Raw genomic sequence first — 17,887 nt, forward strand, 5'->3', positions numbered from 1 at the left:
GACCCAGGTCACCGGGGGAACCGTCAGCGCCGCGGGTCGATGAGGATCTTCGCGTGGTGCTCGGCGCCGGCGAGGTCGTCGAAGGCCTGGGCCACGCCGTCGAGGCCGACGGTGCCGGTGTGCAGGGGACTGGGGTCGACGCGGCCGTCGGCGATCATCGCGAGCGTCTCGTGGAACTCGTGCGGCTGGTAGCAGAACACGAATCGCAGGTCGAGCTCCTTGTTGACCGCCATCGTCGGGCGGAACGTGTCGGGCTCCATGCACACGCCCACGACGATGATCCGCGACCGGATCGGCGCATGCGTGACGAGGTCCTCGATGATCCCCGGGACGCCGACGCACTCGAACACCACCGGCCCTCGCGGCGTCTGGCCCGCCCGCTCGGCGAGTCGAATGACGCGCTTCCACGGCACCCAGCGCACGCGCCGCAGCATCCGCATCGCGTCGATGCCCTGCCCGAAGTAGTCGGGCGCGGAGGTCAGGTGCGTGGCCGGGCGCTTGTACGCGTCCCACGGCGACCGGACCGCCGGGTCGACCACGACGTCGGCGCCGCACCGCTCGGCGAGCGCGCGCCGGCCCGCCGAGTAGTCGCTCGCGACCACCGTGCGCACGCCGGCCGCCTTCAGCATGAGGATCACGGCGAGCCCGATCGGACCGCAGCCCACGACCAGCGCGACCTCCTTGCGACCGATCTCGCTGCGGTTCACCGCGTGGTGCGCCACCGCGAGCGGCTCGGTCATCGCGACGTGGTCGGGGTCGGCGTGCGACGGCACCTCGAACGTCATCGCCTCCTGGGTCAGCACGTACTCGGCGTAGCCGCCGGGCGCGCGCTCGGACAGGCCCGTCATGTCGACCTGCCCCTCGCTCTGCAGGACCGGCAGGGCCACGACAGGCGTCCCCACGGGCCATCGCCTGCGGCACTTCGGCCCGTACGCGGCGACCGTGCCGGTGAACTCGTGCCCCATCACCACGTGGTCGGCGCGTCGCATGAAGCGGTCGTAGTCGACCTCGGCCGCGACGTCGGCGCTCGCGTCGGCGTGCATGCGGGCGTGCAGGTCCGAGCCGCAGATGCCCGAGCGCGTGACCGCGACGAGGACCTGGCCAGGTCCGGGCTCGGGGGTCGGCAGGTCGACGACGGACAGCTCGCCCTCGTGGACGCTGACTGCCTTCACGCCCCGACCTCCGCCCGGTCGGCCGCGGTCGTCCACACGAGGCCGTCGTCGAGGTCGGCCCGGTTCGTCGACCACGAGTCGACGAGGAAGTTCTGCTTGAACGACCACGGGTACGAGGCGGCCGCGCGCGGCATGAGGTGGGCGCCACGCTGCAGGTAGCCGGACTGCATGTCCATGAGCGGCGTGGACGCGCCCGTGCCCGCGAACTCCGGCACGACCGACGTGGACCCGGAGTCGACCAGCCGGCGCAGCACCTTCGCCACGAGTCGCGACGTCATGTCAGAGCGCATCGTCCACGACAGGTTGATGTAGCCGACGCAGAAGGCCAGGTTGGGCAGTCCCGTCAGCATCGCGCCGTAGTAGGCGAAGGAGTCCGAGGGGTCGCGGAGCTCACCGTCGACCGTGATCCGCGCGCCGCCGAGGATCTTGATCGACAGGCCCGTCGCGGTGACGACGATGTCGGCCGGCAGCACGGTGCCGTCCTCGAGCCGGACGCCCTCGGGCACGAAGCGGTCGATGCGTGCCGTGGCGACCGAGGCCTTGCCGGCCTTGATCGCCGCGAAGATGTCGCCCTGCGGCGTGACGCACAGGCGCTGGTCCCACGGATCGTACGGCGGGTTGAAGTGCTGCTGCGCGATCTCCTCCGAGCCGGTGCCGTGCGCGACGCCCTTGAGCAGCAGCGACCGCATCGCCTTCGGTGCGCGCTGACAGGCCTGGAAGAGCGCCCACTGGAGCAGCATGTTCTTCGTGCGGACCACGTGGTGGGCCACGGTCGGCGGCGCCACCTTGCGGACGACGTCGGCGATCGGGTCGCCCTTCGGCTGGGCCAGCAGGTAGCTCGGCGTGCGCTGGAGCATCGTCACGTGCTCGGCGGTCTCGGCCATGGCGGGCACGATCGTCACGGCGGTGGCGCCGCTGCCGATCACGACGACCCGCCGGCCGGTGTGGTCGAGGTCCTCGGGCCAGAACTGCGGGTGCACGAGGGTGCCCTCGAAGTCGTCGACGCCGGCGAACCCGGGGTCGTACGGCTGGTCGTAGTCGTAGTAGCCGGTGCACGCGACGAGGAACCGCGCCGACCACTCCTCGGCGCCGTCGGGGCCCTCGGCCTGCACGGTCCAGCGCGCGTCGGCGGACGACCAGTCGGCCGCCTCGACGCGCCGGCCGAACGAGATGTGGCGGTCGATCCCGGCCTCGCGGGCCGTGTCCTCGAGGTACTCCAGGATCTGGTCGCCGTCGACGATCGCGTCCTTGCCGCGCCACGGCCGGAACGGGAACGCGAGGGTGAAGAAGTCCGAGTCGGAGCGCACGCCCGGGTAGCGGAACAGGTCCCACGTGCCGCCGATCCGCTCGCGTCGCTCGACGATCGCGTAGGTCAGGTCGGGACACGCCTGCTGGATCCGGTAGGCCATGTTGATGCCGGAGAGGCCGGCTCCGACGATGAGGACGTCGACGTCGCGTTGCGTGGTCATGGACCGATTGTGGCCTGCGTCACGCCGTTGCGGGAGCACCTCCGGCAGACCCGTCCGCGCGCCCCCTCCGCGAGGGGCGCAGAAACGCCGCCACTCGCCGAGTGGCGGGCGCCATCGCGCCACTCGCGACCCTGCTTGGCGCCGCTCGGCGCGCCAGCCTCGGCGGCGGCGTCAGCGCACGGTGAGGCGGGCGGTGCGCAGCGTGCGGTCGGAGCCGCGGGTGCCGGGGGCGTCGAGCGCCCGCACCTTGACCGTCGCGGTGCCGCGCTTGAGCCCCGGCAGCGAGAAGCGGTGGTAGAAGCCGAGCCTCGTGCGGGTGGCGGTGCGGGTCCAGGAGCGGCTGCCCTGGGTGACGTGCACCCGGATCCGCACACCCTTGGTCTCCGCGTCGGTGTCCACCGCGCGACCGCGCACGGCCAGCAGGCCCTTCTTCGCGCTCAGGCCGGTGACGAGGCCGCGCGGGCCGCCGTCGGTGCGCGTGAACCGCAGGAACGCGCGCGGGTAGGAGGTGCCGGCGTACCGGACCGAGCGGAACGTGCCCCGGCTCGTCAGCTCGGTGACGACGACCCAGGAGTTGTTGTGCGCGACGCTCTCGACGACGGCGAGGTGCCCCCGCGAGGTGGCTCCGACGCCGGCAGGTGCGCTGAGCCACCACGCGATGTCGCCCCGCTGCGGCTGCGCGACCTGGGCGGCGGCGCGCTCCTTCAGGGCGGCGGTGCGCCACGTGCGCGGCGTGGTCGAGGTCAGCACGGGCGCCGAGCGGACGCCCTGGCTCAGCCGGAACGCGGCGTAGTGCGTGGAGGTGCGGGGGGCCGCGCCCCAGATCCGGCGCGTCACCCTTTCGTGGCCGCGGGTGGACGTCTTCGCGGCGCGGCAGGCGCTGACGCCCGTGCACAGCACCTTCGCGTGCGAGGGGACCGGGGCGTGCTGCGCGGCGCGTGAGCCGATCATCGTGGCGAGGTCGGACGAGCGCACCACCCACGCACCGAGCGTGGTGGCGCCGGCGGCGTTCGGGTGGATCGCGTCGATGGTCTCGCGACGGACGAGCGAGGGCAGCGTGATCCAGGTGAAGCCGCGCGCCTTCGCAAGCGCCTCGTAGAGCGTGGAGGTGGCCACCTTGCCGGCGCCGTCGGACGAGCCCCACGGCGTCATGACGAAGACCCGCGAGCGGGCGATGCCCTGCCGGTCGGCCGCACGGGCCAGAGCGACGAAGTATCGCTCGGCGGCGGCCCGGCGCTCGGCGGCGGTGGCGACGACGCGCGCGCCCCCGCGGCAGCGACGCACGTCGTTGCGGCCGACCTCGACGATGACGACGTCGGGATCGGTGGCGGCGAGGTCGCCCAGCCGGTCGCCGAACGTGGTGCCCGAGCACGGCACGAGCGTGGAGCCGAAGCCGCGGGCCAGCAGGCCGCTGCCACCCTCGGCGCTGACCATGACCTCGCTGGCGGGGATGCCGGCGGCCTCGGCGACGTGCGCCCACCAGGCCTTGGGCCGGCTCTTCGTGCCCTTGACGCTGTAGCGCCGCGTGCTGGAGAAGGAGTCGCCGAACACGAGGACGCGGGCGTGGCGCGCGGAGGGGGCACCGGGGTTCGGCAGCGTGACCTCGCCGCCGTCGTCGACCGCTCCGCCGTCGCCCTGCGGCACGGTCGGCGTGCTCGTCGGGACCGCGGTCGTGGGTGCCGTGGTCGGCTCGGGTGCGGGAGCCGTGGTGACGACGGGGTCGGGGACGGGGGCGTCGTCGGCCGTGGCGGGGGATGCTGCGAGCATCGACACCGCGACGGCGACGGCAGCCGTCAGGCTCCAGGGGCGTCGAGTCACCGGATGATGGTACGCGAGATCTGGAGCCCCTCCTGCCACTGTGGTCACACTCCCGCGCGAGGGTCGTAGAGTGCGGCGGGTGAACGCGCTCCCCGAGGAACTGTCCCGCATCGCCGACGAGGTCCGCGGCTTCCTCCCCGAGGTCGAGGCGCAGGCGCTGCGGGACGCGGCGGCACGCTTCGCGACGCCGGGCGGCGTGATCGTCGAGATCGGCACGTACTGCGGCAAGTCCACGGTCCACCTGGGCCACGTCGCGCGCGAGGCCGGCGCCACGCTCGTCACGATCGACCACCACCGCGGCTCCGAGGAGCACCAGGTCGGCTGGGAGTACCACGACGCCTCGCTCGTCGACCCCGAGACGGGCGCCTTCGACACCCTCCCCGTGCTGCGCCGCACGCTCTGGGCGGCGCAGCTCGAGGACGTCGTCGTCCCGATGGTGGGTCGCTCGGCCACGATCTCGGCCTGGTGGCGCACGCCCGCCGACCTCGTCTTCATCGACGGTGGCCACACCGAGGAGGCCGCGCAGGCCGACTACGCGGGCTGGTCGCCGTGGGTCCGTCCCGGCGGCGCGCTGGCCATCCACGACGTCTTCCCGGACCCGGCCGACGGCGGCCAGGCCCCCTTCCACATCTACGAGCGGGCGCTGGCCGACGGCTTCGTCGAGGTGGGCCACACCGACAGCCTGCGCGTGCTGCAACGCCCGGCCTGATCCGCCGTCCGGGGTCGACCGCGGCGACACTCCGACATATGCCTAGGGTTAGGCAAAACAGACCCGGGGCGCGCTACGCTCCACTCAGCCGTCCCGCCGTGGGACGAAAGGGGCCGCCCCGTGACACTCAACGACGAGCTCACCGAAGACGCGATCGCCGTGCGCGCCGAGGCGTCCGACTGGCGTGACGCCGTCCGCCAGGCCGGCGCACTGCTCACCGCCGTCGGCGTGACCACCGACGAGTACACCGACGAGATGGTCCAGACGGTCGAGAAGCTCGGCCCCTACATCGTGCTCGCGCCCGGCATCGCCCTGGCGCACTCGCGCCCCTCGCCGGCCGTCAACCGCGCGGGCATCGCGTGGCTGCAGCTGGCCGAGCCCGTCGAGTTCGGCCACCAGACGAACGACCCCGTGTGGCTCGTCGTCGCCCTGGCTGCGCTCGACCACGACGGACACCTCGGGTTGATGTCCGCCCTCGCCGCCGTCCTGGGCGACACCGACCTGCTCGCCAGGCTCCGCGAGGCCGATTCGCCGGCCCGCGTCCTGGAGCTGCTCACCCCCCACCACCCCCTGAACGAAGGACCATCGTCATGAAGATCGTCGCCGTGTGCGGTATGGGCATCGGAACCTCGGTGCTGCTCAAGATGAACGCCGAGAAGGTCCTGCGGACCCTCGGCAAGGACCAGGACGTCGACGTCGAGGCCGCCGACATCGGCACGGCCAAGGGTGCCGCACGCACCGCCGACATCGTCCTGACGTCGGCCGACCTGGCCGACGAGATCGGTGACGTGCCGGCCAAGGTCGTCATCGTCAACAACTTCACCGACGTCGGCGAGATCGCCGAGAAGCTGACTCCGCTCGTCTGACGAGCCTGAAAGAACGGAACCAAGGGAGAACGACATGGACTGGTTCGTCGACGTACTCGACTTCATCGGACAACAGATCCTCAACGTGCCGGCGTACCTCATCGGCATCATCACGGCGATCGGCCTCATCGCGCTCAAGCGCTCCAGCGGACAGGTGATCGGCGGTGGCCTCAAGGCCGCGCTCGGCTTCCTGATCCTCGGTGCCGGCGCGAACGTGGTCATCGCCTCGCTCGGCCCGCTGGGCGAGATCATCCTCGACGTCACCGGCGCCCAGGGCGTCATCCCGACGAACGAGGTCATCACCGCGATGGCGGCCGAGCAGTACGGCGCGCAGAGCGCGTACGTGCTGACGCTGGGCTTCCTGGTGATGCTGGCGCTCGCGCGGTTCACGCCGCTGAGCTACATCTTCCTCACCGGCCACCACATGGTCTTCATGTCGCTCATGCTGACCGTCGTGCTGTCGGTGGGCCTCGACGACAAGAACGACTGGCTCGTCGTCCTCGTGGGCGCGTTCCTGCTCGGCGTCATCATGGTCGTCATGCCGGCGCTCGCGCAGCCGTGGACCCGCAAGATCACCGGCGACGACTCGCTGGCGATCGGCCACTTCGGCACGCTGGGCTACATCGCGGCCGGCGCCACCGGCCAGGCCGTGGGCAAGCGCAGCCGCTCCACCGAGGAGATCAACTTCCCGCAGGGCCTGAAGTTCCTGCGCGACTCGATGGTCGCCACCGCGCTGTCGATGGTCCTGATCTACGAGGTCTTCGTGGTCTGGGGCCTCATCGCGAGCCCGGACAACACCAAGGAGCTCCTCGGCGCCGCCGATGCGGGCGCCGCCGTGATGGCCGGCTTCGGCCAGGCGCTGCAGTTCGGCGTCGGCGTCGCGATCATCCTCTACGGTGTCCGCACCGTGCTGGGCGAGCTCGTCCCCGCCTTCCAGGGCATCGCCGAGAAGGTCGTCCCCGGTGCCAAGCCGGCGCTCGACATCCCGATCGTGTTCCCGTTCGGCGCCAACGCCGTGCTGATCGGCTTCCTGGCCTCGTTCGCCGGTGGCCTCGCGACGCTGGCGCTGCTGGCCGTGTGGCTGGAGCCGGCGTTCGGCCTGGCCCTGATCCTGCCGGGCATGGTGCCGCACTTCTTCACCGGTGGTGGTGCCGGCGTGTACGGCAACGCCACGGGTGGTCGCAAGGGCGCGGTCGTCGGCGGCTTCGTCAACGGCGTGCTCATCACGATCCTGCCGGCGCTGCTGCTGGAGGTCTTCGGGGAGCTCGGCTTCGCGAACTCCACCTTCGGCGACGCGGACTTCGGCTGGTTCGGCACGCTGCTCGGCTCGAGCCTGCTGGCCGGCCCGGGCATCGGCATCGTCCTGTGCATCCTGATCGGCATCGCGCTGGTCGTCGCGGCCTCGGTCTACCAGGTCAAGGTCGTCGACGCGGGCTGGACGCCGGGCGCGAAGCGCGACGAGATCCTCGCGGAGGAGGACGCCGCGGCGCGTGCCGCCGCGGAGAAGCAGACTCCCGCGAAGGAGTAGCTGCACGCGGTTCCACGACGGCCCGTCCCGGCTCCGGGGCGGGCCGTCGTGCGTCGTGGGACGGGATGTGACGCAGATCCAAGGTTGAGTGGAATGGACTCAACTTTGTTATGGTTGACCTTGACATGGACCTGAACCACCTCACCACGCGTAGTCAGCAGGCCCTCGCTGCCTCGATGCAGCAGGCCGCTGCCGCCGGCAACCCCACCGTGGAGCCGGCGCACCTGCTCCGAGCCCTGCTCACCCAGCAGGGCGGTACCGCGGCACCGCTGCTCACCGCAGCGGGCGCCGACGTCGATGCCGTGCTGACCGAGACCGATGCGGTGATCAGCCGGCTCCCCAGTGCCAGCGGCTCCACCGTGGGCAACCCCCAGCTCGCGCGCGCCACCCACGAGGCGCTGCAGCGCGCGATCGACCTCGCCGGCGAACTGGGCGACGAGTTCGTCTCCAGCGAGCACCTCGTCGTCGGCATCGCCACGGTCGGCGGTCCGGCGCAGCAGCTGCTGGCCGCCCGCGGCGCCACCCCCGAGACGCTCACCGCGGCGTTCGAGTCGGTGCGCGGCGGCGCCCGCGTCACCAGCCAGGACGCCGAGGACCAGTACCAGTCGCTGGAGAAGTACGGCATCGACCTGACCGCACTCGCCCGCGAGGGCAAGCTCGACCCCGTGATCGGCCGCGACGCCGAGATCCGGCGCGTCGTCCAGGTGCTCAGCCGCCGCACGAAGAACAACCCCGTGCTGATCGGCGAGCCCGGCGTCGGCAAGACCGCCGTCGTCGAGGGCCTCGCCCAGCGCATCATCGACGGCGACGTGCCCGAGTCGTTGCGCGGCCGCCGCCTGGTCAGCCTCGACCTCGGCGCGATGGTCGCGGGCGCGAAGTACCGCGGCGAGTTCGAGGAGCGCCTCAAGGCCGTGCTCGCCGAGATCAAGGAGAGCAACGGCCAGGTCGTCACCTTCATCGACGAGCTGCACACCGTCGTCGGCGCCGGTGCCACCGGCGACTCGGCGATGGACGCCGGCAACATGCTCAAGCCGATGCTGGCACGCGGCGAGCTGCGGATGATCGGCGCAACCACCCTCGACGAGTACCGCGAGTCGATCGAGAAGGACCCCGCGCTGGAGCGCCGCTTCCAGCAGGTCTACGTCGGCGAGCCCAGCGTCGAGGACACGATCGCGATCCTGCGCGGCCTCAAGGAGAAGTACGAGGCCCACCACAAGGTCGAGATCGCCGACGCCGCCCTCGTGGCCGCGGCCACGCTGTCGCACCGGTACATCCCGGGCCGTCAGCTGCCCGACAAGGCGATCGACCTCATCGACGAGGCGTCCAGCCGGCTGCGCATGGAGATCGACTCCAGCCCCGTCGAGATCGACGAGCTCCGCCGCGGCGTGGACCGCCTCAAGATGGAGGAGCTGCACCTGCAGAACGAGAAGGACGAGGCCAGTCAGGAGCGCCTGGCGAAGCTGCGTCAGGAGCTCGCGGACAAGCAGGAGACGCTGCGCTCGCTCGAGCAGCGGTGGGAGGCCGAGAAGCAGGGCCTCAACGCCGTCGGCGAGATCAAGGAGCTCATCGACGAGGCGCGCATCGCCGCCGAGCGGGCCCAGCGCGAGGGCGACATGGCCACCGCGAGCCGCCTGCTCTACGGCGAGATCCCGCAGATGGAGCAGCAGCTCGCCGACGCGCAGGCCGCGGAGGCCTCGGCCGCCGACGACCGCATGGTGCACGAGGAGGTCGGCTCCGACGACATCGCCGAGGTGGTGGCGTCGTGGACCGGCATTCCCACCGGGCGCCTGCTCGAGGGCGAGACCGAGAAGCTGCTGCACATGGAGGACGAGCTCGGCAAGCGGCTCGTCGGCCAGCGCGACGCGGTGCGTGCCGTGTCCGACGCGGTGCGCCGGGCGCGCGCCGGGGTCTCCGATCCCGACCGTCCCACCGGGTCGTTCCTGTTCCTGGGCCCCACGGGCGTGGGCAAGACCGAGCTGGCGAAGTCGCTCGCGGACTTCCTGTTCGACGACGAGCGCGCGATCGTGCGCATCGACATGAGCGAGTACGGCGAGAAGCACTCCGTCGCGCGGCTCGTCGGTGCCCCTCCGGGCTACGTCGGCTACGACGAGGGCGGCCAGCTGACCGAGGCCGTGCGGCGCCGTCCGTACTCGGTGGTGCTGCTCGACGAGGTCGAGAAGGCCCACCCCGAGGTCTTCGACATCCTGCTGCAGGTGCTCGACGACGGTCGGCTCACCGACGGCCAGGGCCGCACGGTGGACTTCCGCAACGTCATCCTGATCCTGACGTCGAACCTCGGCTCCTCGTTCCTCGTCGATCCGGCGCTGGACGACCAGCAGAAGCGCGACCAGGTCATGGACGTCGTCAAGATGGCCTTCAAGCCCGAGTTCCTCAACCGGCTCGACGAGGTCGTCATGTTCGACGCCCTCGGCGTGGAGGACCTGACGCACATCGTCGACCTGCAGCTGGCCTCGCTCGAGCAGCGGCTCGCCGCCCGGCGGATCTCGCTCGACGTGACCGACGCGGCCAAGGAGTGGCTGGCGCTCACCGGCTGGGACCCGGCCTACGGCGCCCGTCCGCTGCGCCGCCTCGTGCAGCAGGCGATCGGCGACCGGCTCGCCCGCGAGCTGCTGGCGGGCGAGGTCCGCGACGGCGACACGGTCTTGGTCGACCGCGTCCCCGACGCCGACGAGCTCGTCGTGCGGCGGGCCTGACACCCGCCGCCACCCACCGGCGCCTCCTCGGAATCTCCCCGGGGAGGCGCCGGACTCGGTGGTGGGGGTGTCAGGCGGGATCTGAAAGGATCGGAGGCATGTCAACCCCCAGGCCCCGGTCGGTGACGCTCGCCTGCGTGTACGGCGGGCTCGGTGGCGTGCTGGCGACCGTCGCGCTCTACGAGACGCTCGCGAACTGGGGATCGATCGAGGTCCAGGAGGCGCTCCGCTCCGGCCTCGAGCCGCTGGGGGCCGACCCGTCGGCGGTCCTGCCGACGCTGCGCTGGATCGTGATGGGCCTGCTCGTGTGCTCGATCGCGGCCACCGTCTTCTCGTTCTACGCCGCGCGCGGCCACCAGCAGTCGCGCATCGGCCTGAGCGTCATCGCGGGCCTCGGCGCGGTCACGTTCCTGGCCACGGGTGCCGCCGGCATCCTGCCCGCCGTCCTGGGCTCCCTCATCGTCTACCTGTTGTGGTCGGCACCGGCCCGCCAGTGGTTCGCCGTCGTGAACGGCCGCACGCCGCTGTCGCTGGGAACCGAGCCGTCCGTCTCGGGCGCCCCGGCCGAGTTCCGTCCCCCACCTCAGTCGTCCGCCGGCCAGTCCGCGGTGCAGCCGCCGCCCTACGACCCGGCGCAGCACGCGGGCCTCCCGCAGCAGCCGGTCGCGCCCGCCGGGCGCCCCCGTCCCGTGGGACTCGCCCTGATCATCGCGGGCCTCGGCTCGCTGTTCGGCGCGCTGGGCTCCGGCCTCGTCCTGCTGGCCCTCGTCGCCATGCGCGACCAGGTGATCGCGCAGTACGACGACAACGACCTGCTCCGCGGCCAGCTCGACAGCGCCGGCATCTCGGCCGAGCAGATGGTCACGATCGGCACGTGGCTGTTCGGCAGCTGGCTGGTCGTCTCGGTGCTCGGTCTCGTCGCCACCGCGTGGGCCGCCAGTGGCGGTCCGATGGGCTGGTGGGCGCTCATCGTCATCAGCGTCCTGACCGCCGGGATCGCCGCGCTGGGGCTGCCGGTGGGCCTGCTCTGGATCCTCGGCGCGGTCGTCGTGATCGTGCAGCTCTCGCGTCCTGAGGCGAAGGAATGGTTCCGGAGGGCATGATCGTCCTCACACCGCGCTCCCGGACGTGAACTGATCAAAAAGCCTCGTTAGGCTGGAGGTCATGTCCATGGTCCGCGCGTCCTATCGTCCACACGTCGTCGTCGTGGGAGGTGGGTTCGGAGGACTGGCCCTGGTGCGCAAGCTCGCCCGTGCCGACGTCGACATCACCCTCATCGACCGCCACACGTACAACACGTTCCAGCCGCTGCTCTACCAGGTCGCGACGGCCAGCCTGAATCCCGGCGACATCACGTGGTTCCTGCGCGCCGTCCGCGCCAAGCAGGACAACGTCCGCTTCCTCAAGGGCACCGTCGTGGAGATGGACCACCAGGCGAAGTCCGTCCTGCTCGACGGCAACATCACGGTCACCTACGACTACCTCGTGCTGGCGAACGGCGTCACCGCCAACTACTTCGGCATCCCCGGTGCCGAGGAGTTCGCGATGCCGCTCTACCGCCGCTCGCAGGCCCTCGCGCTGCGCGACCTGCTCTTCGCCAACCTCGAGGACGCGGCCGTCAACGGCCAGGACCGCGACCTGCGCGTCGTCGTGGTCGGCGGTGGCGCCACCGGCGTCGAGACCGCCGGTGCGCTGGCCGAGATGCGCAACCTCGACATGCCCACCACGTACCCCGAGCTGGACTCCAAGCGGATCCACATCTCGCTCGTGGAGATGGGCGAGCACGTCCTCGCGCCCTTCAACCCGAAGCTGCGCGAGTACGCCAAGAAGGAGCTCGTCAAGCGCGGGATCGACCTGCGCCTGCAGACCGCCGTGAAGGAGGTCCGCCGCGACGGCGTGCTCATCGAGCACGACGGCCAGCAGGAGTTCCTCCCCGCCGGCATCGTCGTGTGGGCCTCGGGGGTCGCCGCGCACGGCGTCGTCAAGGACTGGGGCGTCCCGCAGGGCCGCGGCGGCCGCATCGAGGTCGACGAGCACCAGCAGGTGCGCGGCATGCCCGGCGTCTTCGCGATCGGCGACATCTCGGTCAACCCCGACTCCCCGCTGCCGCAGCTGGGCCAGCCCGCGATCCAGGGCGGCAAGCACGTCGCCAAGGTCATCAAGGCCAAGCTCGGCGACGGCAAGATGCCCAAGCCGTTCAAGTACTTCGACAAGGGCACGATGGCCACGATCGGTCGCAACGCCGCCATCGCCGAGGTCCGCGGACTGCCGCGCCTCAAGGGCTTCCCGGCCTGGTTCATCTGGGTCACCGTCCACGTCGCGCTGCTGCTGGGCAACCGCAACCGCTTCGCCACGATGACGAACCTGTCGATCAAGTACCTGCTGTGGCGCAGCCACAACGCGATCGTCGGCGAGACGCCCTACGTCATCGCGCACGAGCCGAAGGTGGTCTCGGGCAGCGAGATCGAGGTCGTGCCGACGAAGAAGGCCGCGCGCTCGGCCCGCAAGGCGATCTCGAAGAAGGCGCAGGTCCGCAAGGCCGCCGCGCAGCAGACGATCGACGAGATCGGCGCCGACCGCTCCTGATCAGGCCAGCGCGCCGGCCAGGTCCCGGTGCGCGGTCAGCAGCGACGGCCCGTACCAGGTGAGCGCCCGGCCGCTGCACAGCGCCGTCGGCACCCGGGCGAACGCCTCGGGGCCGTCGTCCGCGGTGAACACGTAGGGCTCGTCGGGCAGCAGCACGAGGTCGAGGTCGGCCGCGTCGAGGTCCTCGACCGCGACGGGCGGGTAGCGCTCCGGCGCGTCCGCGAACGCGTGCACGAGCCCCAGCCGCTGCAGCAGGTCGCCCGTGAAGGTGTCGCGGCCGACCACCATCCACGGGTCGCGCCAGATCGCCACGGCCACCCGGCGGCCGTCGGGGACGACGGGCTCGGCCCAGCGGCGCTCGGCCTCGTCGAGCCACGACGGCACGCCCCACGCCAGTGCGGTGTCGAACAGCCGCCGCATCGACGTGAACGCCTCGGCCACCGTCCGGATGTCGGTGACCCACACGCGCACGCCCGCCTCGCGCAGGCGGGTGACGTCGAGCTCGCGGTTCTCCTCGCGGTTGGCGATCACCAGGTCGGGGGAGAGGTCGAGGATCGCGGCGCGGTCGGGGTTCTTCGTGCCGCGCACGCGGGCGACCTCGAGCCCGGCGGGCTGGGTGCACCAGTCGGTGGCGCCGACGAGCGCGTCGGGCCGGGTGTGGGCGACCGCCTCGGTCAGTGACGGGACGAGGCTGACCACGCGGCGCGCGGGGCCCGCGGGTGCGAGGTCGAAGCCGAGGTCGTCGTGCATCGGAGTCCACCCTAGGGTGGATTCCATGACTGAGTGGAGCGCCGCGGGCGAGTGGACGGACATCCGGTACGAGACGACGCAGGACGGGATCGCGAAGATCACGATCTGTCGCCCCGAGGTCCACAACGCGTTCCGCCCGCAGACGATCCAGGAGATCTCTCGCGCTCTCTCCATGGCGCGCGACGACGAGTCCGTCGGCGTCATCGTCCTGACCGGCGAGGGCGAGAAGGCCTTCTGCTCCGGTGGCGACCAGCGCGTGCGCGGCGACTCGGGCTACAAGTCCGACGAGGGCGCCACCGGCCGCTTCGACGTCACCGACCTGCACGTGCAGATGCGTCGCTGCCCCAAGCCGATCGTCGCGTCCGTGGCCGGCTGGGCCATCGGCGGCGGCCACGTCCTGCACCTCGTGTGCGACCTGACCATCGCGGCCGACAACGCCCGCTTCGGTCAGGTGGGCCCGCGCGTCGGCTCGTTCGACGGCGGCTACGGCGCGAGCATCCTGTCCGACCTCGTCGGCCCCAAGAAGGCCAAGGAGATCTGGTTCCTGTGCCGTCAGTACGACGCGCAGGAGGCCCTCTCGATGGGCCTGGTCAACACCGTCGTGCCGCTAGCCGACCTCGAGGCCGAGACCCTGAAGTGGTGCCGCGAGATGCTGGCGCTGTCGCCGTGGGCCCTGCGCCTGTCGAAGCTCAGCTTCCACGCCCACGAGGACGGCTACGCGGGCATCCAGCAGCTGGCCCACGACGCCAACCTGCTGTTCTACGGGCAGGCCGAGGCGCAGGAGGGCCGCGACGCCTACAAGCAGAAGCGGACGCCGGACTTCACCCAGTTCCCGCGTCGTTCCTGAGCTTTCGAAAGTGAGTGTGACGGGACGGTTTCACGCGTCAATTTCGCGTGACAATCGGCCCTGAAGCACAACTTACGCTTCCCCCATCAGGGTGACTGACGCAACAATGCGGTCACCCCCCTGTGCCGGCGAGTACGCCCGAGGCCCGCCGGACTGTCCGAAGGGAAGTCTGTCCGTGCGCACCACACGAATGCTCGCCACGGCCGCGAGCGTCACGCTCCTGGCCACGCTGCTGGGCTCACCCCCGGCGTCAGCCGCCGATCCGGCACCGCCCGGCATCACCGTCCGCTCCGCCCCCGAGTCCCCGAACGCCGGGTCGCTCACGGCGAAGGCCGCGCGTGCCGCGGCCGAGGACGACGACCCCGAGGGCGCGCTGCCGATGCCCTCGTCCTACCCGTTCCAGCCCAAGCTGAAGGTCTATCCGGACTCCACCCCGGACGCGGCCGACACCGGCAACCTCATCGGGTACGACGACATCGCGCCGCGGCTGCAGTCGCTGATGCGCGCGTCCGACCGCATCTCCACCCAGATCGTCGGCGAGTCCACGCAGGGCCGTCAGCTCTACCTGGTCACCGTGACGGCTCCGGAGGACGAGGACCAGACGGCGCAGCAGACCGCGTGGCGCAAGAAGATCCGCACGAACCCCGAGGCCGCGGCCACGGACACGGCGCTCAAGTCGGGCTACAAGACCCCCATCTGGATCAGCTCGAACATCCACGGCAACGAGTGGGAGGGCACCGACGCGTCGCTGGACTACATCGAGGAGCTCGCCACCGCCCCGTGGAACGACGTCAAGGCGCTGCTGCGCGGACACCGTCTCTACTTCAGCGTGGTGCTGAACCCCGACGGCCGCACGATCGGCCAGCGGCCCACGGCGCTCAACCTCGACGCCAACCGCGACATGATCACCAACACGACGCCCGAGTCGGCGTCGTTCGTCCGCACGGCCCACGCCGTGCAGGCGCTCTACGCCGCCGACTTCCACGGCTACACGAGCGTCCTGCAGATCGAGCCCTGCGGCCCGCCGCACGGTGACGACTACGAGTACGACCTGTTCATCCCGCACGCGTACGCCGCGGCGCTGAAGGTCGAGCGCGACGTCGTCGACGCGGAGATCCCCGGCAACACGTACTACAACGTGGTGACCGGCCAGGTCGTCCCGGAGAACACCAGCGACGACACCGACCACATCAAGATCCCGTACCGCGACACCCCGACCGGCTGGGACGACTTCCCGCCGATCTTCACGGCGCAGTACGCCGCCTTCACCGGCTCGGTCAGCAACACGGTCGAGCTGCCGAAGACGCGCCCCAACGGCAGCTCGCAGACCCCGGCGAGCGCCACGATCAACGTGGCCGTCGCGGAGCAGACGATGAAGAGCATCGTCGACTACGTGAAGTCCAACGACGACGCGATGCTGGCCGACCAGATGGAGTTCTTCCGTCGCGCCAACGTCGGCGCCGAGCGCGTCGCGCTCACGCAGGCGAACATCGCCGACGTGCCCGGTCCGGACCAGTGGAAGCCCCTCTGGAACGACTCGGACGACCAGACGACCGTGCAGTACCCGCGGGCGTTCGTCATCCCGGTGGGTGAGGGTCAGCGCTCGCTGTCCGACGCCCGCACGCTGGTCGCGAGCCTGATCAAGCACAACATCGCCGTCCGTCGTCTCGACGCCGCCGCGACGCTGGACGGGACCTCGTACCCGGCCGGCTCGTACGTCGTCGACATGTCGCAGCCGAACCGCAACCTGGCGCACGCGCTGCTGGCGCCCGGGTCGGACATCTCGAACAAGCCCGGGATCCTGAGCATGTACGACGTGTCCGCGTGGAGCTGGGGCCACCTGTGGGGCGTGGACGTCGACTCCGTCGGCACCACCGGCCAGGGCACGCTGCCCGCCAGCACCAAGGTCACCACGGGCAACGCCGACGGCAAGGTCGCCTCCGGGAAGTACCTCACGTTCGAGCTCGCGGGCGTCAACGACTTCCGCACGCTCAACGCGCTGCTCGAGGACGAGATCCCCGTCTCGGTCCTGGCGGACGGCTCGGCGATCGTCGCCGCGGCCGACGCCCAGGAGGCCCTGGAGGACGCCGCGCAGGAGTTCGACGTCGACGTCGACAAGGCGACGTCGGCCGAGATCGCGCAGCTGTCCGACGAGGCCACGCGCGGGCTGAAGGACCTGAAGATCGGCTACACCGGCAACCAGGACGACCTGCTCTCGCTCACGCAGCTCGGCTTCGACGACCTCCAGGTCCTCACGGCCGCGACGATCACCGCCAACCCGGCGCTGCTCGACGGCGTGGACGTCCTGTGGCTCGGCTCGGCGCTGACGTTCAACGACTCGCAGACCGCGGGTCGCGACGCCGTGCAGGCGTTCGTGAACGCCGGCGGCAGCATCGTCGGCCGCGCGGCCGGTGCCTTCAACACGGCGCGGACGTTCGGCATCTTCGAGAGCGGCACCGCCGTGGCCGGCAACAACTCCGGCAACGGCATCGTCACGATCGACACGGCCGGCGACGGCGTGCTCGCGCCGTACGCGCAGAAGTACGCGTTCGTGTACCCGGCCACGTGGTTCACGGGCCTGCCGGAGTCGGTGAAGGTCGAGCAGCGCTACGCCGAGGGCAACCCGCTGCTGGCGGGTCACTGGCGTGCGACGAACGCGAACAACGGTCCGCTGAACGCCGGCGGCCAGCCGGCGGCGGTGTCGGCCGCGCTGCCGTCGGGTGCGAAGGCGTTCGTCTTCGGCACCTCGCCGGTCTACCGCACGCACACCAAGGGCGGTCAGAGCCAGGCGGCTCGCGCGCTGTTCTGGGCCGCGCCCGAGGGTGAGGGCGTCCCGGCGCCGGCGCCCGACGTGGCGACGACCACGACCCTGAAGGTCCCGGCGACGGCGACCTACGGCAAGGCGATCAACGCCTCGGTGTCGGTCACGGCGCCCGGCGCGACCAAGCCGAGCGGCACGGTCGAGGTGCGCGAGGGCTCCAAGGTCCTCGCGACCCGCGCCCTGTCCGGTGGCACCGCGACGCTGCGGATCTCGGGTCTCAAGCCCGGCACCCGTCGCCTGACGGCCCGCTTCGTCCCCGCGGCGGACTCGGGCTTCGCGGCCTCCACCTCGGCGGTGGCCACGGTCAAGGTCGCCAAGGCGGCGACCCGGGCCGGGATCAAGGCCAAGGCGCTCGGCAAGGGTCGCGTCCAGGTCACGGTCACGGTGAAGTCCTCGGCGGGCACGCCCACGGGCACCGTTCGGGTCAAGGTCGGCTCGTCGACCAAGACGGTCACGCTGAAGAACGGCAAGGCCACGGTCACGCTGAAGTCCGCCCAGGGCAAGCGCGCCGTGGCGGTCCGCTACAACGGCTCGTCCCTGTTCGCCCCGGTCTACCGGGCGACCACGGTGCGCGTCCGCTGACCGGCTGACAGTTTCCCCGGTTAAG

13 protein-coding genes are annotated in these 17,887 nt (G+C 71.4%); 9 read left to right on the plus strand and 4 right to left on the minus strand.

All coding sequences use genetic code 11. The features are described from left to right. Positions 1 to 23: 23 nt before the first annotated feature. The 3 genes from ACGWYL_RS07565 to ACGWYL_RS07575 form a co-directional block, all read right to left on the minus strand. Positions 24 to 1,172, minus strand: coding sequence for a zinc-binding dehydrogenase (locus ACGWYL_RS07565; protein ID WP_395486848.1), 1,149 nt, complete (start codon positions 1,170 to 1,172; stop codon positions 24 to 26). Then, entirely contained in the window at positions 1,169 to 2,641 is a 1,473-nt protein-coding gene (locus ACGWYL_RS07570) for an NAD(P)/FAD-dependent oxidoreductase (protein ID WP_179426719.1), read from the minus strand. Before ACGWYL_RS07570 ends, ACGWYL_RS07565 begins: the two co-directional genes overlap by 4 nt. A gap of 171 nt (positions 2,642 to 2,812) precedes the next feature. Further along, positions 2,813 to 4,459 (minus strand): GDSL-type esterase/lipase family protein, encoded by a 1,647-nt coding sequence (locus tag ACGWYL_RS07575; RefSeq protein ID WP_395486849.1) that lies wholly within the window; start codon positions 4,457 to 4,459, stop codon positions 2,813 to 2,815. A 79-nt stretch (positions 4,460 to 4,538) separates the two neighbouring features. On the opposite strand from ACGWYL_RS07575, the gene ACGWYL_RS07580 reads away from it, so the two are divergent. The 7 genes from ACGWYL_RS07580 (at position 4,539) to ACGWYL_RS07610 (ending at position 12,862) form a co-directional block, all read left to right on the plus strand. After that, a complete protein-coding gene (locus tag ACGWYL_RS07580; protein WP_395486850.1) occupies positions 4,539 to 5,168 on the plus strand; it encodes a class I SAM-dependent methyltransferase in 630 nt (209 codons plus the stop codon). Between the two features lie 120 nt (positions 5,169 to 5,288). Continuing rightward, positions 5,289 to 5,762, plus strand: coding sequence for a PTS sugar transporter subunit IIA (locus tag ACGWYL_RS07585; RefSeq protein WP_395486851.1), 474 nt, complete (start codon positions 5,289 to 5,291; stop codon positions 5,760 to 5,762). Next, on the plus strand, positions 5,759 to 6,034 hold the full coding sequence (locus tag ACGWYL_RS07590) for a PTS sugar transporter subunit IIB (RefSeq protein ID WP_179426711.1): 276 nt from the start codon (positions 5,759 to 5,761) through the stop codon (positions 6,032 to 6,034). The genes ACGWYL_RS07585 and ACGWYL_RS07590 overlap by 4 nt, the downstream gene beginning before the upstream one ends. A 34-nt stretch (positions 6,035 to 6,068) precedes the next feature. Then, positions 6,069 to 7,562: a PTS ascorbate transporter subunit IIC gene (locus ACGWYL_RS07595; RefSeq protein ID WP_179426709.1), complete on the plus strand. Its 1,494-nt coding sequence runs from the start codon at positions 6,069 to 6,071 to the stop codon at positions 7,560 to 7,562. 125 nt (positions 7,563 to 7,687) lie between these two features. Then, positions 7,688 to 10,276: an ATP-dependent chaperone ClpB gene (gene clpB / locus ACGWYL_RS07600; protein WP_395486852.1), complete on the plus strand. Its 2,589-nt coding sequence runs from the start codon at positions 7,688 to 7,690 to the stop codon at positions 10,274 to 10,276. A 98-nt stretch (positions 10,277 to 10,374) separates the two neighbouring features. Further along, complete coding sequence (locus ACGWYL_RS07605; RefSeq protein ID WP_395486853.1) at positions 10,375 to 11,379, plus strand: hypothetical protein; 1,005 nt, start codon at positions 10,375 to 10,377, stop codon at positions 11,377 to 11,379. A gap of 61 nt (positions 11,380 to 11,440) precedes the next feature. Beyond that, on the plus strand, positions 11,441 to 12,862 hold the full coding sequence (locus ACGWYL_RS07610) for an NAD(P)/FAD-dependent oxidoreductase (RefSeq protein ID WP_179426703.1): 1,422 nt from the start codon (positions 11,441 to 11,443) through the stop codon (positions 12,860 to 12,862). Here the strand turns inward: ACGWYL_RS07610 and ACGWYL_RS07615 are convergent, their stop codons facing one another. Further along, entirely contained in the window at positions 12,863 to 13,612 is a 750-nt protein-coding gene (locus ACGWYL_RS07615; protein WP_395486854.1) for a helical backbone metal receptor, read from the minus strand. It lies immediately after the preceding gene. Between the two features lie 25 nt (positions 13,613 to 13,637). On the opposite strand from ACGWYL_RS07615, the gene menB reads away from it, so the two are divergent. Then, entirely contained in the window at positions 13,638 to 14,459 is an 822-nt protein-coding gene (gene menB / locus ACGWYL_RS07620) for a 1,4-dihydroxy-2-naphthoyl-CoA synthase (protein WP_179426699.1), read from the plus strand. Positions 14,460 to 14,634: 175 nt separating this feature from the next. Beyond that, positions 14,635 to 17,862 (plus strand): Ig-like domain repeat protein, encoded by a 3,228-nt coding sequence (locus ACGWYL_RS07625; RefSeq protein WP_395486855.1) that lies wholly within the window; start codon positions 14,635 to 14,637, stop codon positions 17,860 to 17,862. Positions 17,863 to 17,887 lie beyond the last annotated feature (25 nt).

Origin of the sequence: Aeromicrobium sp. JJY06, from assembly GCF_044069275.1 — a bacterium.
Taxonomy (GTDB): Bacteria; Actinomycetota; Actinomycetes; order Propionibacteriales; family Nocardioidaceae; genus Aeromicrobium; species Aeromicrobium tamlense.